Raw genomic sequence first — 18,285 nt, forward strand, 5'->3', positions numbered from 1 at the left:
TCGCCGCCCGGCGCTGTGGGACGGCAAGGCCGCAGAGCGGATCGTGGCCGATCTCGACCGCCTGATCCAGGCCTGAGTTTTTTCGGGTTGGAATTGAAACGGCCGCCGGGGCAGATGCCTCCGGCGGCCGTTTTGTTTGTGGCGTTGTGTCTGGGGTATTTGCTGTCGCTGCGGCCCCGCCGTCCCCGGGGCTCAAGCTGCGCCGGCCTCGAACTTCGGTAGGCCAAGGGGCAGCGGAAGGGCGCATGAACCTGACACTTCCCACTTCTGGGCGGATAGGCAGGGCCGAGGCTTCGGAAGCCAAGCATTTACCTTCCGAGGGTAACTCGTAGCCCTTGGAGGCTGACAAGCCCGCCCCGGCGGCCGACCGACGGGGCGAGGTGCGACAGGTGTCGCCTCCTCTGCCGCTGGGCTCAGCCCGCCTGGCCGTCCTTGCCCGGGGCGCCGAACAGCGCGTCGACGAACTCCTTGGCGCGGAAGGTCTGCAGGTCGTCGATCTGCTCGCCGACGCCGATGAAGCGCAACGGCTTTGGGCACTGGCGGGCGATCGCCGCCACCACGCCGCCCTTGGCGGTGCCGTCGAGCTTGGTGACCACCAGGCCGGTGACGCCGATGGCGGCGTCGAAGGCCTTGACCTGCTGCAGCGCGTTCTGGCCGATGTTTGCGTCCAGCACCAGCAGCACCTCGTGGGGGCCGCTGGGCTCGGCCTTCTGCACCACGCGGCGCACCTTGGCGATTTCTTCCATGAGGTGCAGCTGGGTGGGCAGGCGGCCGGCGGTGTCGGCCAGCACGATGTCGATGTTGCGGGCGCGGGCGGCGTTGATGGCGTCGAACACCACCGCCGCCGGGTCGCCGGACTCCTGGGCGATGACGGCCACGCCGTTGCGCTCGCCCCAGGTCATCAGCTGCTCGCGGGCGGCGGCGCGGAAGGTGTCGCCGGCGGCCAGCAGCACGCTCTTGCCCTGGTTCTGGAAGTGCTTGGCGAGCTTGCCGATGGAGGTCGTCTTGCCCGAACCGTTAACGCCCGCGATCATGATGATGTAGGGCTTGTGGCCGCTGATCTCGAGGGGCTGCTCGAGGGGCTGGAGGATGGACAGCAGGCCCTCGGCCAGCGCACCCTGGAGCTGGTCGGCGGTCTCGAGCTTGTCGCGCTTCCAGCGCAGGCGCAGCTCCTTGAGCAGATGGCCGGTGGCCTCGACGCCACAGTCGGCCATCAGTAGGGTGGTCTCGAGCTCTTCGAGGAGCTCCTCGTCGATCTTGCGCCGGGAGAACAGACTGGAGAGCCCGCCGCCGATCTGATCGCGGGTGCGCGACAGGCCGGCCCGCAGGCGGTCCATCCAGGAGCGTTTCTTGTCGGGCTCGGCGGCAGCGGTCGGCGCGGCCGCTGGAGCCGGGCGGGCGGGCGCAGTGGGGGGCGCCACCAGGGTCTCCGGTGCCGCTTCGGGAGCGGCCGGGGTGTTGGGGGCGGCGGGTTCAGGGGCGGGCGTGCCGCCTCCCTTGAGGGATTTCTTCAGGAAACCAAACATGAGGTGCCGGGTCAGAGTGTGGGTCTATGGGGGCGGGCTGCGGGAGATCATGCCCGTCAGGCCAGCTTGGCCGGCCCGCCGGAATGCCGCTATGATGCCGCGCCACGTGCCGGCCGGTGGCCATAACATTCGAATTTTACCAGATGCCTCAAGAGCCTATGATGAAACGCAGTTTTCGCATCGCCGCCTCCGTGCTCGCCCTGTCCGCAGTCGCCGCCCCGGCCTTGGCCAACCCCTTCGAGAGCGCGCTGCCCAACGGGATGAAGCTGATCGTCAAGGAAGACCGCCGGGCGCCCTCGGTGGTGCACATGGTGTGGTACAAGGTCGGCGCGATGGACGAGGTGGACGGCACCTCCGGCGTGGCTCACCTCCTTGAGCACATGATGTTCAAGGGCACCAGAAAGGTCGGCCCCGGAGAGTTCAACAAGCGCGTGAGCGCCGCTGGCGGGCGCGACAATGCCTTCACCAGCTACGACTATACGGCCTACTTCCAGCAGGTCCCCAAGGAGGCGCTGCCTGCGATGATGGCCCTCGAGGCCGACCGCATGGCGCACCTGCAGGTGAGCGACGAGGCCTTCAAGAAAGAGATCGAGGTGGTCAAGGAGGAGCGCCGCCTGCGTACCGACGACAAGGCCCGTTCGCTGGTGATCGAGCAGCTGATGGCCACCGCCTTCCAGGCCCATCCCTACCGCCGCCCCATCATCGGCTGGATGAGCGACCTCGAGAACATGACCGCCAGCGATGCCCGCGACTGGTACACGCGCTGGTACGTGCCTAACAACGCGACCCTGGTGGTGGTCGGCGACGTGGATCACCAGGCGGTCTTCCGCGAGGCGGCGCGCACCTACGGCGCCGTCAAGGCCCGGGCGCTGCCGGCCCGCAAGCCCCTCGTCGAGCCCGCCCAGCGGGGGCCCCGCAGCACCCTGGTCAAGGCGCCGGCCGAGCTGCCCTACGTGGCGATGGCATGGCGCGTGCCCACCCTGCGTGACGTGAAGGCCGACGGCGACTTCTACGCCCTGCAGGTGCTCGCCGCGGTGCTCGACGGCTACGACGGCGCCCGCTTCGCCAAAAACATCGTGCGCGGCAGCCGCGTCGCGGTGACGGCCGGTGCCGGCTACGACGGCTCCGCCCGGGGCGAGTCGCTGTTCATCGTCGATGGCGCGCCGGCCGAGGGCAAGACCGTCGCCGACGTCGAGGCCGCACTGCGCGCCGAGATCACCCGCATCCAGAGCGACGGCGTCTCCGAGGACGAGCTGCGCCGCGTCAAGGCCCAGGCGGTGGCCGGCCAGGTGTACAAGCGCGACTCGCTGATGGGGCAGGCGATGGAGATCGGCATGGACGAGATGGTCGGCCTGTCGTGGAAGGACGACGCCTACATGCTGGAGCGTATCCGCGCCGTGACTCCCGCCGAGGTGCAGGCCGTCGCCAAGAAGTACTTCAGCGACGAAGCCCTCACCGTCGCCCGCCTCGACCCGCTGCCCGTCGACCCGCAGGCCCGGGAGCGTGCTGCCGCGCCCCACCGCCACTGACCCGCTGCCGAACCCGAGATCACGATGCCCACTGCTACCCACCCCCGTTTCGCGCGCCTCGGCCTGGCCCTGGCGCTGACCCTCTCGGCCCTGTCTGCCCACGCCGGGCTGGCGATCCAGAACTGGACCACGCCCTCCGGCAGCAAGGTCTTCTTCGTCGAAAGCCGTGCGCTGCCCATCGTCGACGTGCAGGTCGACTTCCGCGCGGCCGGCACCGAGGTGCCCGCCGACAAGGCCGGCCTGGCCGGGCTGACCCGCCGTCTCCTCGACGCCGGCGCCGGCACCCTCGACGAGGAGGCGATCGCCAACCGGGTGGCCGACCTCGGCGCCCAGCTCGGTGGTGGCGCCGACATGGACCGTGCCTCCCTCAGCCTGCGCACCCTGAGCAGCCCGGCCGAGCGCGACGGCGCAGTCGAGCTCGTCGCCACCCTGATCCAGCAGCCGCGCTTCCCCCAGGCCGCGCTCGAGCGCGAGAAGGCGCGCAGCATCGCCGGCATCCGTGAATCCGAAACCCAGCCCGACGCGATCCTGGCCCGGCGCTTCGCGGCGGCGGTCTTCCCGGATCACGCCTACGGCCGGCTGCCCACCGTTGCCAGCGTAGAGAGCCTCACGCGGGGCGAGCTGGTGGCCTTCCATGCCCGTTATTACACCGCGCGAGGCGCGACGGTGAGCATCGTCGGCGACCTGTCCCGGGCCGAAGCCGAGGCCATCGCCACCCGCCTCACCGCCGGGCTGCCGGCCGGCGAGGCGCTGCCAGCCAGCACCAACACCACGCTGCCGGCGCGCCAGACGATCCGCGTGCCGCACCCGGCGGCCCAGGCCCACATCGCGGTCGGCCAGCCGGGCATCCGCCGCGGCGACCCGGACTTCTTCCCGCTGCTGGTGGGCAACTACATCCTCGGTGGTGGCGGCTTCGTGTCGCGCCTGACCAGCCAGGTGCGCGAGCAGCGCGGCTACGCCTACAGTGTTTACAGCTACTTCGCGCCCCAGCGCGACGTGGGGCCCTTCCAGATCGGCCTGCAGACCAAGGGCAGCCAGGCCGACGACGCCCTGCGCGTGGTGGCGGCGACCCTCGACGAGTTCCTCGCCAAGGGCCCGACCGAGGCTGAACTGCAGGCGGCCAAGGACAACCTGATCAACGGCTTCGCGCTGCGCCTCGACTCCAACCGCAAGATGCTCGAGCAGGTGGCGGCGATCGGCAGCTTCGGCCTGCCACTCGATTATCTCGACACCTGGCGCGACAAGGTGCGCGCGGTGAGCGCCCAGCAGATCCGCGACGCCTTCCGGCGCCATGTGTCGCCGCAGCACCTGGTGACGGTGGTCGTCGGCGGTGACGGCGACAAGGCTGCGCCGCGCAACGGGAGCGCGCCTTGAGCCGCATCCGCATCGTCGGCGGTGAGTGGCGCTCGCGTTTGATCGACGTCAGCACGGTCAAAGGCCTGCGCCCGACCCCCGACCGGGTGCGCGAGACGCTGTTCAACTGGCTGGGCCAGGATCTCCGCGGCAAGAGCTGCCTCGATCTCTTCGCCGGCAGCGGCGCGCTGGGCTTCGAGGCCGCCTCCCGCGGGGCCGACAAGGTGACGATGGTCGAGCAGGACGCCGTCGCCTTCGCCGCCCTGCAGGGCAATGCAAAAACCCTTCAAGCGGCGCGTGTACAGCTTGTGCGGGGCGATGCGCTAAAATTCGCGCGTTCGGCAGGCCCGTCCCACGACGTGGTCTTTCTTGATCCGCCCTACCGGGCGGGTTGGGTCGAGCAGATGGCGCCGTTGCTGCCCGGCCTCCTCACCGAAGACGGGGTGGTCTATGTGGAAGCGGAACACGAAATCGAAAACATTGAGCGATTGACGCGGGTCAAGCAGGGCCGTGCGGGGCAGGTGTATTACAGCCTCTTTGCAAAAGCCTGATTGCCACGTCTGGGCGCCGACAGGGAAGGGCAGCACGATGAGGGACGGCATCGCGGTATATCCGGGCACATTCGACCCATTCACCCGGGGGCATGAAGACCTGGTCCGGCGCGCGTCGCGGCTCTTCGACAAGATCGTCGTAGGCGTCGCCACCAGCGGCGGCAAGGGGCCGATCTTCACGATGGACGAGCGGGTCGACATCGCCCGCGAGGTGCTGGCGCCTTATCCCAACGTCGAAGTGCAAGGTTTTTCCTGTCTGCTGATGGAGTTTCTCCGCCAGAATAATGCGCGCGTGATCCTGCGCGGCCTGCGCGCCGTGTCGGACTTCGAGTACGAGTTCCAGATGGCCGGGATGAACCGCAAGCTTTACCCGGATGTCGAAACGGTGTTCCTCACCCCCGCCGAAGAGTTCATGTTCATCTCCGCCACCATGGTGCGCGAGATCGCCAGACTGGGCGGGGATGTGAGCAAGTTTGTGCAGCCGAGCGTCAACGAGCGGCTGCGTCTGAAGATCAACAACCAGCAAGAGTGACGAGGAAGCAACAAAATGGCCTTGATGATTACCGACGAGTGCATCAACTGCGACGTCTGCGAGCCGGAATGCCCGAATGGCGCCATTTCCCAGGGTGACGAGATCTACATCATCGATCCGAACAAGTGCACCGAGTGCGTCGGCCACTTCGACGAGCCCCAGTGCCAGCAGGTCTGCCCGGTCGATTGCATCCCCTTCGACCCGAACCACCCGGAAAACAAGGACGAGCTGATGGAGAAGTTCCTGAAGCTGACCGCCGAAAAGTAAGCCCCCGGCGCCTCGCGCCAGTAAAAAGGCCGGCTGCACCCTCGGGTGCGCCGGCCTTGTGTTTTTGTGGCGGCGGCGCTGTCAGGCGGCCAGCACGGAGCGGCGCGGGGCCTTGCCGGTGGGCATGCCGAGCGCCTGGTCGATGCGGTCGGCCAGGGCGTCGATCTCCTTGAGCTGGGTGACGAGCTGCTCTTCGGTTTGCTGCAACTCGCGCACCCGGTCTTCGAGGGTGTCGGTGGCCTGGTGGATGCGCTTCACGCTCTCGAGGCGGCGCTTCAGCTGGAGCTGATATTCGCGGACCTGGGTCTCGAGGGGCGCCATCACCGCCCGCAGCCACTGCTCGGCGTCCCGGTTGGCGACCTCGAAGGTGCGCCGGGCCTGCACCGCGACGGTCTCGAAGAACTTCTGGGTGAGGGTGTGCTTCTCGGTGGTGACGATGGTCAGCACGGTGTTGAACTGGCTGTTGAAGGCCTCCTCGAGGCGCTCGATCTCCTTCTCGTAGCGCAGGGTCGAGAAGGCGGTGGGGGCGGCCAGCTTGAGGCCGTGCTCGACGGTGAAGCGCTTGTACATGGCGTCGAGCATCTTGGAGATTTCGCCGATTTCGTCGGTCGATTTGCGCAGGTTGCCGCGAAGGTGCTGGAAGAAGCCCTTCATGGCCTCGCGCAGCCCGCGGGAGAAGGCCGCGTCGAGCATCGCCTCGCGGGTGCGACGGGTCTCGTCGCGCAGGGCGTCTAGGCCGAGGTGGCCGAACAGGTTGTTGGACAGGTTGGAGAACACGCTGCGCACCGCGTAGTACTTCTGCAGGCCCTGCTCGAACTCGTCTTTCTCGGAGCGCACCTTGCGCATCATGTATTCGATGACGTTCTCGTTCTTGCCGCGCAGGTCGGTGAGCTCCTGGAGCTGCTCGCGCAGGCCGCTGAGGCGGGCGTTGAGGAGCTCGCGGGAGCGGTTGACGATGTCGGTTACGTCGCCGTAGGTGTTGTCGCGCACGATGTCGCGCTTGGTGGGCAGGAGCTCGGTGGACAGCGCCTGCTCGAGCCTGACGAGGCGGCTGCGATCGAGCAGCTCGGCGTCGTCATTGACCTTGGCGACCAGGCCCTTCTGGGCCGACACGGGGTACACCTGGGCCGGGTCGATCTCGAGGGTGGCGGCGACGCTGGCCACCTGGCCGGCGATCTCGCGCTCGATGTCGGCCTCGCTGCGCAGGCCGTCCCACAGGCCGTCGATCTTGTTGAGGGCGACGATGCGCCCGCGCTGGCGGCGGCCGGCATTGACGTGCTCGCGCCACACCGCCAAGTCGCTCTGGGTGACGCCGGTGTCGGCGGCCAGGATGAACAGTACCGCGTGGGCGTTGGGCAGCAGGTTGAGGGTGAGCTCGGGCTCGGCGCCGATGGCGTTGAGGCCCGGGGTGTCGAGGATGACGAGGCCCTGCTCGAGGAGCGGATGCGGGAACTGGATGACCGCGTGGCGCCACAGGGGGATCTCGACCCGCCCTTCGGCGTCCGGGCGAATGCCGTGGTCGCCGGTGTCATCGATCGGGAAGCCCAGCTCCTCGGCCTCGGTGAGGCTGGCCATGCGCGTCTCGCCGACCTGGGCGAGGGCCTGCTGGAGGCTCTCGGCCGAGCTGGTGTCGAGGGGGCGGATCTGCCATTCGTCGGCGTAGCGCTTGAGCTCGGTGATGCTGGCGTTGGTCTTGCGGCTCTCGATGGGTAGCAGGCGGATCTCGGGCTTGTCGCCTTCCTTCCATTGCAGCTCGGTGGGGCACATGGTGGTGCGGCCCGCGCTGGAGGGCAGGATGCGGTTGCCGTAGCCGGCAAAGAACACGGCGTTGATCAGCTCGGACTTGCCCCGCGAGAACTCGGCCACGAAGGCCACGATGAGCTTGTCCTCGCGCAGGCGGTCGAGCAGGTACTGCAGCCGCAGGTCGGACTGGGCATCGCCGATCTCGTTCTGTTGCAGCCACTTGCGCAACTCCCCGATCCCCGAGGCGACGTCTCCGCGCCACTGGGTGTAGGCGGAGAAATGTTCAGCGAGCATGTGTGCGTCTTTCACGGGCTTCATTCCTGGCTGGGGGCGCTACCGCAGGCAGCCTAAGTCACAGATATTGATAGCATAAACGGGATCGCGCCCGACCGGAATCGCTTTAGTGCTGACAGCGGGCGCAAAAAAAGGTGGCCCGCTGCCCCATGATGCGTTTCCGGATCGGTGTGGCGCACTGGCGGCAGGGCTCGCCGTCGCGTCCGTACACGAAATACTGCTGCTGAAAATAGCCCGGCGAGCCGTTGCTGCCGACGAAGTCGCGCAGGGTGCTGCCGCCGGCCGCGAGGGCATCCGTGAGGGTTTCGCGGATGCAGGTGGCGAGGCGGGCGCAGCGGCGCGGGCCCAGTTCGCCAACCGGCAGGGTCGGGTCGATGCCTGCGCGGAACAGGCTCTCGGAGGCGTAGATGTTGCCGATGCCCACCACCTGGGCGGCGTCCATCAGGAACAGCTTGACTGGTATCCGGCGCCCGCGACTGGCCTGATGCAGCCAGCGGCCGTCGAAGCCGTCGGACAGCGGCTCGATGCCCAGCTGGGCGAGCAGCGGATGCGGCGTGTCGCCGGGCTGCCACAGTACCAGCCCGAAGCGCCGCGGGTCGCGCAGGCGCAGGGCCCGCGGGCCGAAGGTGATGTCCAGGTGGTCGTGTTTTTCGGGCGCGAGCCCGGCCGCCACGATGCGCAGGCTGCCCGACATCCCCAGGTGCACCAGCAGGCTGCCGTTTTCGAAACGGAATAATAAGTATTTGGCGCGTCGCTCGACAGCCTCCAGGCGCTGGCCGGCGAGCGTCGCCTCGAGGTCGGGCGGAATCGGGTGGCGCAGCCTGCCGTTGCGGATTACGACGCCGGTGGCACGCAGGCCGGTGAGCTCGGGGGCGATGCCGCGGCGGGTGGTTTCGACTTCGGGAAGTTCGGGCATGGGCGGGCAGTTCGGGGTGAAAGGGGCAAAAACGGGCAAAAAGAGGCTTGCTTGCCGGGTTTTCGGAAAGCGCCTAACATCAAGCGAACCCTATTGTAGCGGTGTGATCCAACGCGGTGCCCCGGCTGGACGTCGCACTGCGAGCTGGCGTGGGTGTGCCCCGTGAGCCGATTGCCTTGTCAGAACCGATCTCCATGAAACCTGATTTCCGCCGCATGCGCCCGGCCCGCCTGTTTGCATCGCTGTTTCTCGCTGCAGGGCTCCACGGCCCGGCCCAGGCCCAGGCCGAGCCGGCGCCGGAGGCCGCAGCAGCTCCCGGCCCGGCTGAGCCCGCCTATCCGGTCCAGGAGCTGACGCCGCAAATCATCTACCAGCTGATGCTTGCCGAGGTCGCCGGTGCCCGCGGCCAGGTTGCGCTGGCAGCCCAGTCCTACCTCGATCTGGCCCGGCGCACCCGTGATGCCCGCCTCGCCCGGCGCGCCGCCGAGCTGTCCGTGTTCGCGCGTCAGGCCGACCTGGTCACCGAGGCTGCGCGGCTGTGGCTGGAGCTCGATCCGGGCTCCGAGCGCGCCCAGCAGCTCACCGCCGGTGCCATGACCAGCGCGGCGCGCATCGACGAGCTGCAGGCGCAGCTGGCGAAGGCGCTGGCCACCCAGGGCGAGCGGATCGACACCGCGTTGCTCGGCCTCAACCGCGGTCTGGCGCGGATTCCCGACAAGGCGCTCATCCGCCGCCTCGTGAATCAGCTCACCGAGCCCTACCTCGACCGCGCGGAGGCCCATTTCGCCCGGGCCAACGCCGCTTACGTGGCGGGCGACCCTGAGGGCGCCTCGACAGCCATCGCCGGCGCTCTGGCCATCCGCCCCGACTGGGAGCAGGCCGTCATCCTGCGCGCCCAGCTGCAGCAGGAGCAAAACCCGGGCGCGGGGGTCGGCATCCTGCGCGATTACCTCGCGGCGCACCCCGATGCCCGCGAGCCGCGGCTCACGCTGGCGCGCCTGCTGGTGGCCGGACGCCAGTTCGGGACGGCCCGCGAGCAGTTCGAGCTCCTCCTTCAGCGCACGCCGGACGACCGCGACGTGCTTCATGCGGTGGCGCTGCTCTCCATGCAGCAGGGCGACTGGGCGTTGGCCGAGAAGCATTTCAAGCGCCTCCTCGAGCTTGGCCACCCCGAGCCCGACACCCTGCGCATGTACCTCGGGCAGATCGCCGACCAGGCTAAACGGCCCGACGACGCCATTGCCTGGTACAAGGCCGTCGCCCCGGGCGGCCAGTATGTGGCGGCCCAGGGGCGCATCGCCCAGCTGCTCGCCGCGGGTGGGAAGATGGCCGAGGCTCGCCAGCATCTGCAGGCGGCGGCCCGCGAGACGCCGGCCGAGCGGGCCCAGTACGCGCTCCTCGAATCCCAGCTGCTGCGCGATGGCAATCGCAACCAGGACGCCTTCGATGTGCTCGACGAGGCACTGCGCGCCGAGCCGGAGAACCCCGAGCTGTTGTATGAATCTGCGCTGATGGCCGAGCGGGTGGGGCGCCTCGAGGCGATGGAGGGGCGCCTGCGCAAGCTCATCGCCCTCAAGCCCGATCACGCCCACGCCTACAACGCACTGGGTTACTCCCTGGCCGACCGCAAGCTGCGCCTCGACGAGGCTGAGGCGCTCGTCCGCAAGGGCCTGGCGCTTACCCCCGGCGACCCTTTCATCATCGACAGCCTGGGCTGGGTGCTTTACCGGCGCGGCGATCTGGGCGGGGCGCTGGAGCAGCTGCAGAAGGCCTTCGGCCTGCGTGCCGACCCGGAGATCGCCGCCCACCTGGGCGAAGTCCTGTGGATGCTTGGCCGGCGTGACGAGGCCGCCCGCGTCTGGAAGGACGCGGCCAAGGCCAGCCCGGACAACGCCGTGCTCGCCGACGTCATCAAGAAGTTCAAGCCTTGAAGCCCGCGCTCCTGGCCCTGGCGCTTGCCGTGGCGGGCCTTGTCGGCTGCGCCACCCCGGCGGCGGTGCCGGCGCCCGCTCCCGTGCTGCGCGCCCTCCCTCCGCTCACGCAGTTCGGCCTCGAAGGCCGGCTGCAGGTGCGCGACGGCGAGCGCAGCGCAGCGGTCGGCATCGACTGGCAGCACGGCCCGGCGCGGGACGAGTGGCTGTTCACCGGTCCGCTGGGGCAGGGCCTAGCGCGCATCGAGGCCGACGCTGGCGGCGCGCGCATGCTGCTCTCCGATGGCAGCCGCTCGGAGGCGGCCTCCGCCAGCGAGCTCGCCGAGTCCCTGCTGGGCGTGAGCGCGCCCTTCGATGCGCTGCCGCGCTGGGTCACGGCCCGGCCTGCCGCGACGGCGCAGGTCCGCAGCCTCGACCCCCTGGGGCGCCCGCTGCAGCTGGTCGACCAGGGCTGGATCATCGATTACCTCGAATACGCCGGCGAGGCCCCGGACTCGCCGCCGCGCAAGATCGACGTGCAGCGCGGCGACACCCGCCTGCGCCTCATCGTCGACAGCTGGAACCCCTGACATGACGCTCCCCGACCTCGACCCGGCGCAGCCCCTGTGCGTGCCCGCGCCGGCCAAGATCAACCTCTTCCTGCACATCGTCGGGCGCCGTCCGGACGGCTATCACCTTCTGCAGACGGCCTTCCGGATGCTCGACTGGGGCGACGAGATCACCCTGCAGCGGCGCGATGACGGCCTGATCCTGCGCACCTCCGACGTCCCCGGCGTGCCTGCCGAGTCCGACCTCGTGGTGCGTGCGGCGCGGGCGCTGCAGGCAGCGAGCGGCAGCCGCTTCGGCGCCGACATCGGGGTTCTCAAGCGGATTCCGATGGGTGGCGGGCTGGGGGGCGGAAGCTCGGATGCGGCCAGTGTGCTGCTGGCCCTCAACCGCTTGTGGGGCTGCGGCCTGTCGCGCCAGGCCTTGCAGGATCTCGGCCTGAAGCTGGGGGCCGACGTGCCGTTTTTCATCTTCGGCGAGACGGCCTTTGCCGAGGGCGTCGGTGAGGCCCTTCGCCCGCTCGCGGTGCCGCCGGCCTGGTACGTGGTGGTCGCGCCGCCGGTCTCGGTGCCGACCGCTGAAATATTTTCGGCAAAAGAGTTGACACGCGATACTGAAATCCTAATAATGCAGGGCTTCGCAGCACACAAAACACGAAACGACATGCAGGCAGTTGTCTGTGTGAAGTATCCGGAAGTGGCTGAGTCGCTCGAGTGGTTGTCGCAGTATGGCGATGCCAGGATGAGTGGATCAGGCGCCTGTTTGTTTGCTCCTTTCGATACGGAAGGGCAGGCGCGGCAGGTGGCGGCAAGTGTCCCGTTGGGGTGGAAGGTCTGGGTGGCTCGAGGGCTGGACAGGCATCCGCTGAAGGATTGGGTTGCCGACTAGTTTGTGTGCAGGGTGAAAACGATTTCTTGGGGAGTCGCCAAGTTGGTCAAGGCACCGGATTTTGATTCCGGCATTCGAAGGTTCGAATCCTTCTTCCCCAGCCAAACCGAGCGGGCAGGTCAAAAACCTGCCCGTTTTTGCTTTAAACGTTCTTCAGCGCAGTAACGAGAGGTGATCATGGCTTCGGGCAGCCTGATGGTTTTCACCGGCAACGCCAACCCCAAACTGGCCGCAGATGTTGTGCGGCGTCTGGGGATGTCTCTGGGTTCCGCCACAGTGGGGCGTTTCTCCGACGGTGAAGTCAATGTCGAACTCCTGGAGAACGTACGCGGCAAGGACGTCTTCGTCCTTCAGCCGACCTGCGTTCCCACCAACGACAACATCATGGAATTGCTGATCATGGTGGATGCGCTGAAGCGGGCTTCCGCTGGCCGCATCACCGCAGCGATTCCGTATTTCGGCTATGCACGCCAGGATCGGCGGCCCCGTTCGGCCCGTGTGCCGATCACCGCCAAGCTGGTCGCCAACATGCTCCAGGCCGCCGGCGTGCAGCGTGTCCTCACGGTTGACCTCCACGCCGACCAGATCCAGGGTTTCTTCGACATTCCGGTTGACAACATCTACGCAGCCCCGGTGCTGCTGGATCACCTGGAAAAGCAGAAGTACGAGAACCTGATGGTCGTCTCGCCGGACGTGGGCGGTGTGGTGCGTGCCCGTGCGTTCGCGAAGCGCCTCGAGTGCGACCTGGCCATCATCGACAAGCGTCGTCCCAAGGCCAACGTGTCCGAGGTGATGAACATCATCGGTGAGGTCGAAGGCCGCACCTGCGTGATCATGGACGACATCGTCGATACCGCCGGCACCCTTTGCAAAGCCGCCCAGGCGCTCAAGGAAAACGGCGCCAAGCGCGTGATGGCCTACTGCACCCACGCGGTGCTGTCCGGCCCGGCGATCTCCCGCATCAACGAATCCGACCTCGACGAGCTGGTTGTCACCGACACCATCCCGCTGTCCGACGAGGCCCGGGCCTGCAGTCGCATCCGCTCCGTGTCGATCGCCGCACTGCTGGCCGACACGATGCTGCGGATCAGCAACGAAGAATCGGTCAGCTCGCTGTTTTGCGAGTAAGCCGTCAAGTTTCGAGCCGGTGGGGGTGCCCGCCGGCTTTTTTCACGCCTTGTCTGGTCGCGGACGGGGTTTAAATCTGGAGTATCAAGCATGACCATCAAATTCAACGCCAAAGCGCGTGACGTCCAGGGTTCGAGTGCGAGCCGCCGCCTGCGTCGCGCCGGCAGTGTTCCCGCCATCGTCTTCGGCGGCGGTGCCGCCCCCCAACAGGTCGAGGTCGATCACAACGAGATCTACCACGCCCTGCGCAATGAAGCCTTCCACTCGTCCGTGCTGAGCATGGTGCTCGACGGCGCCACCCAGGCCGTGATCCTGAAGGACACCCAGTGGCACCCGTACAAGCAGCAAGTGCTGCACCTCGACTTCCAGCGCGTCGACGCCACCCACAAGATCCACGTGAAGGTGCCGCTGCACTTCATCAACGCCGACATCGCTCCGGGCGTCAAGCTCGAAGGCGGCATGGTGTCCCACCCCTACACCGAACTGACCGTCGAGTGCCTGCCGGGCGCCCTGCCGGAGTTCATCGAGGTCGACCTGAAGGATCTCAAGTCCGGCGCGTCCATCCACGTCTCCAATCTGACCCTGCCGGCTGGCGTGAAGGTCCTGGCCCACGGTGAAGACCCGGTCGTGGCCACCATCCTGGCTATTCGCGGTGGTGACGAAGCCGCCGAAGAAACTCCGGCAGCCTGATCCCGCGGCGGGTATTGACGAGGTCGAACGCACGATGAGCCAGCCTGCACCGAAGCTCATCGTCGGCCTCGGCAATCCCGGCGACGAGTACGCCCAAACCCGGCACAACGCCGGGTTTTGGTTTTGTGAGCGCCTGGCGCGCGAGCTGGGGGTTTCCTTCAGCCGCGAGGCCCGCTTTCACGGCCTGGCAGCCAACGCCCGCAGCGAGGGCGTGTGGCTGCTGATGCCGCAGACCTTCATGAACCGCTCCGGCCAGTCGGTGGCCGCGCTGGCGCGTTTCTACCGGATTACACCGGCCGAGATCCTCGTCGTGCATGACGAGCTCGACATCCCCCCTGGCCAGTTGCGCCTCAAGTTCGGCGGTGGCCTCGGTGGCCACAACGGCCTCAAGGACATCACCGCCCACCTGGGCACCCAGGATTTCTGGCGTCTGCGGGTCGGCATCGGCCACCCGGGTGATCGCAACGAAGTGGTCAATTTCGTCCTCAAGCCTCCCCGGCGTGAGGAGTTTGACTTGATCGACGAGTCCATCGATCGCGCCCTCGCCGTGTGGCCGACCCTCGCCAAGGGCGACTGGAACGCTGCCACTCAGCGCCTCAACACCCGCCCGGCCGCCAAACCTGGCGCCTGAGCGCGCATTAATTTACTTCCTTGCAGTTCAGAGGCCTTTGGCCTAGGCCGTAAACAGGCTCAGTCATTGCGGGCCCCTGTCGAGGGCATCGCCTGAACCAAGGAAGAATTGCATGCGCAAACTCGCCGATACGCCTATTTCCCTGCGCCTGACCGGTGCGATCTGGTTGATGCTCCTGTTCGCCTGGGGCGGCATGATCGTGTGGGAGACCCGCGTCAATCGTGAAACGGCCATCGACCAGGCGCAGGATTTCGCCCGCAGCATCCATGAGATGACCATGGCGGGCCTCACCGGCATGATGATCACCGGCACGGTCGGGCAGCGGGAGGTGTTCCTCGATCAGATCAAGCAGCTGTCTGTCATCAAGGACCTCGAAGTGATCCGCGGTGAGGGCGTCAGCCGCCAGTATGGCCCGGGCAACCGGCCGATCCCGCAGCTCGACGCCGACGAGCGGGAGGCTCTCGAGAGGCGCGCCGAGGTGCTGCGGGTCGAGCGCGATCCGGTAGCCGGCGAGTATCTGCGCGTCGTCATGCCGGCGCTGGCGTCCGAGAATTACCTGGGCAAGAACTGCATCGCCTGCCATCAGGTTCCGGCGGGGACGCCGCTGGGGCTGGTGAGCATGAAGGTGTCCCTCGACAAGGTGAACGCCGCTGTCGACACCTTCATGTGGAAGAGCATCGTGAGCGCGTTGGTGGTGTCGCTGCCGCTGATCGCCTTCGTGGTGTTTTTCGTGCGGCGTTTTGTCGTGGGGCCGCTCACCGAGATGAACGCCAGCCTCGCCGAGATCGCCAAGGGTGAGGGTGATCTCACCCGGCGCCTTCAGGTGGCAGGGCGCGACGAGATCGGCCAGACCGCGGCCACCTTCAACGCGATGCTCGCCACGATTGCACAGCTGGTCCGCCAGGTCGGTGAGTCGGCCGGGCAGGTCACGAGTTCGGCGCGTCAGTTGTCGAGCGGGGCGGTCCAGGTCGCCGACGGCTCGCGGCGCCAGAACGAACATTCCGGGCAGGTCGCCGCGGCCGTCGAGAACGTCGCGGAGGGTATCGCCAGCGTCGCCGCGAGCGCCGAGCGCGTGCATGGGCGCTCCCAGGAGAGCCTGCGCCGCTCCGGCGAGGGCGCCCAGACCCTGGTCCGCCTGGTTGCCGAGGTGGATCAGGCGGAGGCCGCCGTGCGGCAAATGGCCGACTCGGTCGAGCACTTCGTCGACTCCTCGACCTCGATCACCACGATGACCCAGGAGGTTCGCGAGATCGCCGAGCAGACCAATCTGCTGGCGCTCAACGCGGCCATCGAGGCGGCCCGCGCCGGCGAGCAGGGGCGCGGCTTCGCGGTGGTTGCCGACGAGGTACGCAAGCTGGCCGAAAAGTCGGCCCGCTCGGCGGGCGACATCGACAGCGTCACCACCAGTCTGTCACGGCAGTCGGTGGCCGTGCGCGAGGCGGTCCACGCCGGCCTCGAACATCTGGAGTCCAGCCGGGCTGCGGTCGCGATGGTGTCGACGGCCATCGCGGCGGCCAACGAGTCGGTTGTGGCGGTGGGCCATGGCCTCGACGAGATTGCCGAGGCGACCGAACAGCAGCGCACCGCCAGCGCCGAGGTGGCGGCAGGGATTGAGGCGATCGCCGAGATGGCCCGCGACAACAACGCCGCCGTCGAGACGACGGCCGATGCCGCCCGCGAGATGGAAAGGCTGGCCGTCGAGCTTCAGCAGGCGGTGTCCCGTTTCCGCGTCTGACGGCTTTTCGACGGCAAGTTCCGTATCTCGTGGCGTCAGCGCGGGGTTCCGGGGCTAAAATACAAAATTGGCAACAGCCCATTTGCTACAAGACGGAGCCCCCCAGATGCCCCAGTACCGTTCCCGCACCTCCACCGCCGGTCGCAACATGGCCGGCGCCCGCGCCCTGTGGCGAGCCACCGGCATGAAGGACGGCGATTTCGAAAAGCCGATCATTGCCGTGGTGAACAGCTTCACCCAGTTCGTGCCCGGCCACGTGCACCTCAAGGATCTCGGCCAGCTGGTCGCCCGCGAGATCGAAGCAGCCGGTGGCGTGGCCAAGGAGTTCAACACCATCGCCATCGACGACGGCATCGCGATGGGCCATGGCGGCATGTTGTATTCGCTGCCCAGCCGCGACCTGATCGCCGACAGCGTCGAGTACATGTGCAACGGCCACACCGCCGACGCGATGGTGTGCATCTCCAACTGCGACAAGATCACCCCGGGCATGCTGATGGCCGCGCTGCGCCTCAACATTCCGGCGATCTTTGTTTCCGGTGGCCCGATGGAGGCCGGCAAGGTGAAGTGGGAGTCCAAGGTGATCTCCCTCGACCTCGTCGACGCGATGGTCAAGGCCGCCGACAGCAGCTGCTCCGACGAAGAGGTGAACGCCATCGAGCGCTCCGCCTGCCCGACCTGCGGCTCCTGCTCCGGCATGTTCACCGCCAACTCGATGAACTGCCTCACCGAGGCCCTCGGCCTGTCGCTGCCGGGCAACGGCACCGTGGTGGCCACCCACGTCGACCGGGAGCGCCTCTTCAAGGAAGCCGGCCGGCGCATCGTCGATCTGGCCCGCCGCTACTACGAGCACGACGACGAGTCGGTGCTGCCGCGCTCCATCGCCAGCTACAAGGCCTTCGAGAACGCCATCAGCCTCGACGTGGCGATGGGCGGCTCGACCAACACCGTGCTGCACCTGCTGGCCGCGGCCAAGGAGGCCGGTGTCGACTTCAAGATGCAGGACATCGACCGTATCTCCCGCCAGGTGCCCTGCCTGTGCAAGGTGGCGCCGGCGGTGGCCGACGTGCATATCGAGGACGTTCACCGCGCCGGCGGCATCATGGCGATCCTGGGCGAACTCGCCCGCGCCGGTCTGCTGCATACCGACCTGCCCACCGTCCATAGCAAGACCATGGCCGAAGCCCTGGCCACCTGGGACGTCATGCAGGCCCACGATGCGGGCGTGTTCAGTTTCTACAAGGCGGGCCCGGGCGGCGTGCCGACCCAGGTCGCCTTCAGCCAGGACCGCCGCTGGAACGAGCTCGACATGGACCGCAGCCACGGCGTGATCCGTGACAAGGCCAACGCCTTCAGCCAGGACGGTGGCCTCGCCGTGCTGTACGGCAACATCGCCGAGAAGGGCTGCATCGTGAAGACCGCCGGTGTCGATGAGTCCATCTGGAAATTCACCGGCCGCGCCCGTGTCTTCGAGAGCCAGGAAGACGCCGTCGCCGGCATCCTCGACGATCAGATCGTCGCCGGCGACGTGGTGGTGATCCGCTACGAAGGGCCGAAGGGCGGCCCGGGCATGCAGGAAATGCTCTACCCGACCAGCTACCTGAAGTCGAAGGGCCTCGGCAAGGCCTGTGCGCTCCTGACCGACGGGCGCTTCTCCGGCGGCACCTCGGGCCTCTCCATCGGCCATGCCTCCCCCGAGGCGGCCTGTGGCGGCGCGATCGGCCTGGTGGAGGAGGGCGACGTCATCGAGATCGACATCCCCAACCGCCGCATTCACCTGGCGGTGAGCGAAGCCGACCTGGCGAGTCGTCGTGAAGCCCAGAACGCCCGCGGCTGGAAGCCCGCCAACCGGGTGCGTCATGTGTCGGCGGCCCTGCAGGCCTACGCGGCGCTGACGACCAGTGCAGACACCGGCGCCGTGAGGGATGTCACACAAATTCAATCCTGAATTTGTCGGATTTTGTAGTATCAAGAGCCTAACGTGAGTTAGGCTCTTTTTTTATTGTATTTGTTGAATTGTTCCTC

16 protein-coding genes and 1 tRNA gene are annotated in these 18,285 nt (G+C 67.5%); 14 read left to right on the forward strand and 3 right to left on the reverse strand.

Annotation, left to right across the window (positions count from 1 at the left end; all coding sequences use genetic code 11):
• Positions 1 to 413: 413 nt before the first annotated feature.
• Entirely contained in the window at positions 414 to 1,526 is a 1,113-nt protein-coding gene (gene ftsY / locus ZRA01_RS14580) for a signal recognition particle-docking protein FtsY (RefSeq protein WP_141353481.1), read from the reverse strand.
• Positions 1,527 to 1,687: 161 nt separating this feature from the next.
• Between ftsY and ZRA01_RS14585 the strand changes: the two genes are divergently transcribed.
• The 5 genes from ZRA01_RS14585 to ZRA01_RS14605 are packed head-to-tail and all read left to right on the forward strand — an operon-like array spanning position 1,688 to position 5,758.
• Positions 1,688 to 3,055, forward strand: a complete 1,368-nt coding sequence (locus ZRA01_RS14585; RefSeq protein ID WP_141353482.1) for a M16 family metallopeptidase — start codon at positions 1,688 to 1,690, stop codon at positions 3,053 to 3,055.
• 24 nt (positions 3,056 to 3,079) lie between these two features.
• Positions 3,080 to 4,429 carry a M16 family metallopeptidase gene (locus tag ZRA01_RS14590; protein ID WP_141353483.1) on the forward strand — a complete coding sequence of 450 codons (1,350 nt, stop codon included), beginning with the start codon at positions 3,080 to 3,082 and terminating at the stop codon, positions 4,427 to 4,429.
• A complete protein-coding gene (rsmD, locus tag ZRA01_RS14595; RefSeq protein WP_141353484.1) occupies positions 4,426 to 4,959 on the forward strand; it encodes a 16S rRNA (guanine(966)-N(2))-methyltransferase RsmD in 534 nt (177 codons plus the stop codon). The genes ZRA01_RS14590 and rsmD overlap by 4 nt, the downstream gene beginning before the upstream one ends.
• A 37-nt stretch (positions 4,960 to 4,996) precedes the next feature.
• Positions 4,997 to 5,491, forward strand: coding sequence for a pantetheine-phosphate adenylyltransferase (gene coaD / locus ZRA01_RS14600; protein ID WP_141353485.1), 495 nt, complete (start codon positions 4,997 to 4,999; stop codon positions 5,489 to 5,491).
• 15 nt (positions 5,492 to 5,506) lie between these two features.
• Complete coding sequence (locus ZRA01_RS14605; RefSeq protein ID WP_141353486.1) at positions 5,507 to 5,758, forward strand: YfhL family 4Fe-4S dicluster ferredoxin; 252 nt, start codon at positions 5,507 to 5,509, stop codon at positions 5,756 to 5,758.
• Positions 5,759 to 5,839: 81 nt separating this feature from the next.
• Here the strand turns inward: ZRA01_RS14605 and ZRA01_RS14610 are convergent, their stop codons facing one another.
• On the reverse strand, positions 5,840 to 7,795 hold the full coding sequence (locus tag ZRA01_RS14610; protein ID WP_141353532.1) for a dynamin family protein: 1,956 nt from the start codon (positions 7,793 to 7,795) through the stop codon (positions 5,840 to 5,842).
• Positions 7,796 to 7,901: 106 nt separating this feature from the next.
• Positions 7,902 to 8,711, reverse strand: a complete 810-nt coding sequence (mutM, locus tag ZRA01_RS14615) for a bifunctional DNA-formamidopyrimidine glycosylase/DNA-(apurinic or apyrimidinic site) lyase (RefSeq protein ID WP_141353487.1) — start codon at positions 8,709 to 8,711, stop codon at positions 7,902 to 7,904.
• 194 nt (positions 8,712 to 8,905) lie between these two features.
• On the opposite strand from mutM, the gene ZRA01_RS14620 reads away from it, so the two are divergent.
• The 9 genes from ZRA01_RS14620 to ilvD all read left to right on the forward strand — a co-directional run bounded on the left by ZRA01_RS14620 (position 8,906) and on the right by ilvD (position 18,208).
• Positions 8,906 to 10,642, forward strand: a complete 1,737-nt coding sequence (locus tag ZRA01_RS14620) for a tetratricopeptide repeat protein (RefSeq protein ID WP_246093685.1) — start codon at positions 8,906 to 8,908, stop codon at positions 10,640 to 10,642.
• A complete protein-coding gene (gene lolB, locus ZRA01_RS14625; RefSeq protein WP_170182983.1) occupies positions 10,639 to 11,211 on the forward strand; it encodes a lipoprotein insertase outer membrane protein LolB in 573 nt (190 codons plus the stop codon). The genes ZRA01_RS14620 and lolB overlap by 4 nt, the downstream gene beginning before the upstream one ends.
• Position 11,212: 1 nt before the next feature.
• Entirely contained in the window at positions 11,213 to 12,076 is an 864-nt protein-coding gene (gene ispE, locus ZRA01_RS14630; RefSeq protein WP_141353491.1) for a 4-(cytidine 5'-diphospho)-2-C-methyl-D-erythritol kinase, read from the forward strand.
• Between the two features lie 27 nt (positions 12,077 to 12,103).
• Positions 12,104 to 12,180 (forward strand) — tRNA-Gln (locus ZRA01_RS14635).
• Positions 12,181 to 12,253: 73 nt separating this feature from the next.
• A complete protein-coding gene (locus ZRA01_RS14640) occupies positions 12,254 to 13,204 on the forward strand; it encodes a ribose-phosphate pyrophosphokinase (protein WP_141353493.1) in 951 nt (316 codons plus the stop codon).
• Positions 13,205 to 13,294: 90 nt separating this feature from the next.
• Positions 13,295 to 13,894: a 50S ribosomal protein L25/general stress protein Ctc gene (locus ZRA01_RS14645; protein WP_141353495.1), complete on the forward strand. Its 600-nt coding sequence runs from the start codon at positions 13,295 to 13,297 to the stop codon at positions 13,892 to 13,894.
• Between the two features lie 34 nt (positions 13,895 to 13,928).
• A complete protein-coding gene (gene pth, locus ZRA01_RS14650) occupies positions 13,929 to 14,525 on the forward strand; it encodes an aminoacyl-tRNA hydrolase (protein WP_141353497.1) in 597 nt (198 codons plus the stop codon).
• 112 nt (positions 14,526 to 14,637) lie between these two features.
• Positions 14,638 to 16,260 (forward strand): methyl-accepting chemotaxis protein, encoded by a 1,623-nt coding sequence (locus ZRA01_RS14655; RefSeq protein WP_141353499.1) that lies wholly within the window; start codon positions 14,638 to 14,640, stop codon positions 16,258 to 16,260.
• 106 nt (positions 16,261 to 16,366) lie between these two features.
• Positions 16,367 to 18,208 (forward strand): dihydroxy-acid dehydratase, encoded by a 1,842-nt coding sequence (gene ilvD / locus ZRA01_RS14660; RefSeq protein WP_141353501.1) that lies wholly within the window; start codon positions 16,367 to 16,369, stop codon positions 18,206 to 18,208.
• The last annotated feature ends 77 nt before the right edge of the window (positions 18,209 to 18,285 follow it).

Origin of the sequence: Zoogloea ramigera, assembly GCF_006539865.1 — a bacterium.
Lineage (GTDB): Bacteria > Pseudomonadota > Gammaproteobacteria > Burkholderiales > Rhodocyclaceae > Zoogloea > Zoogloea ramigera.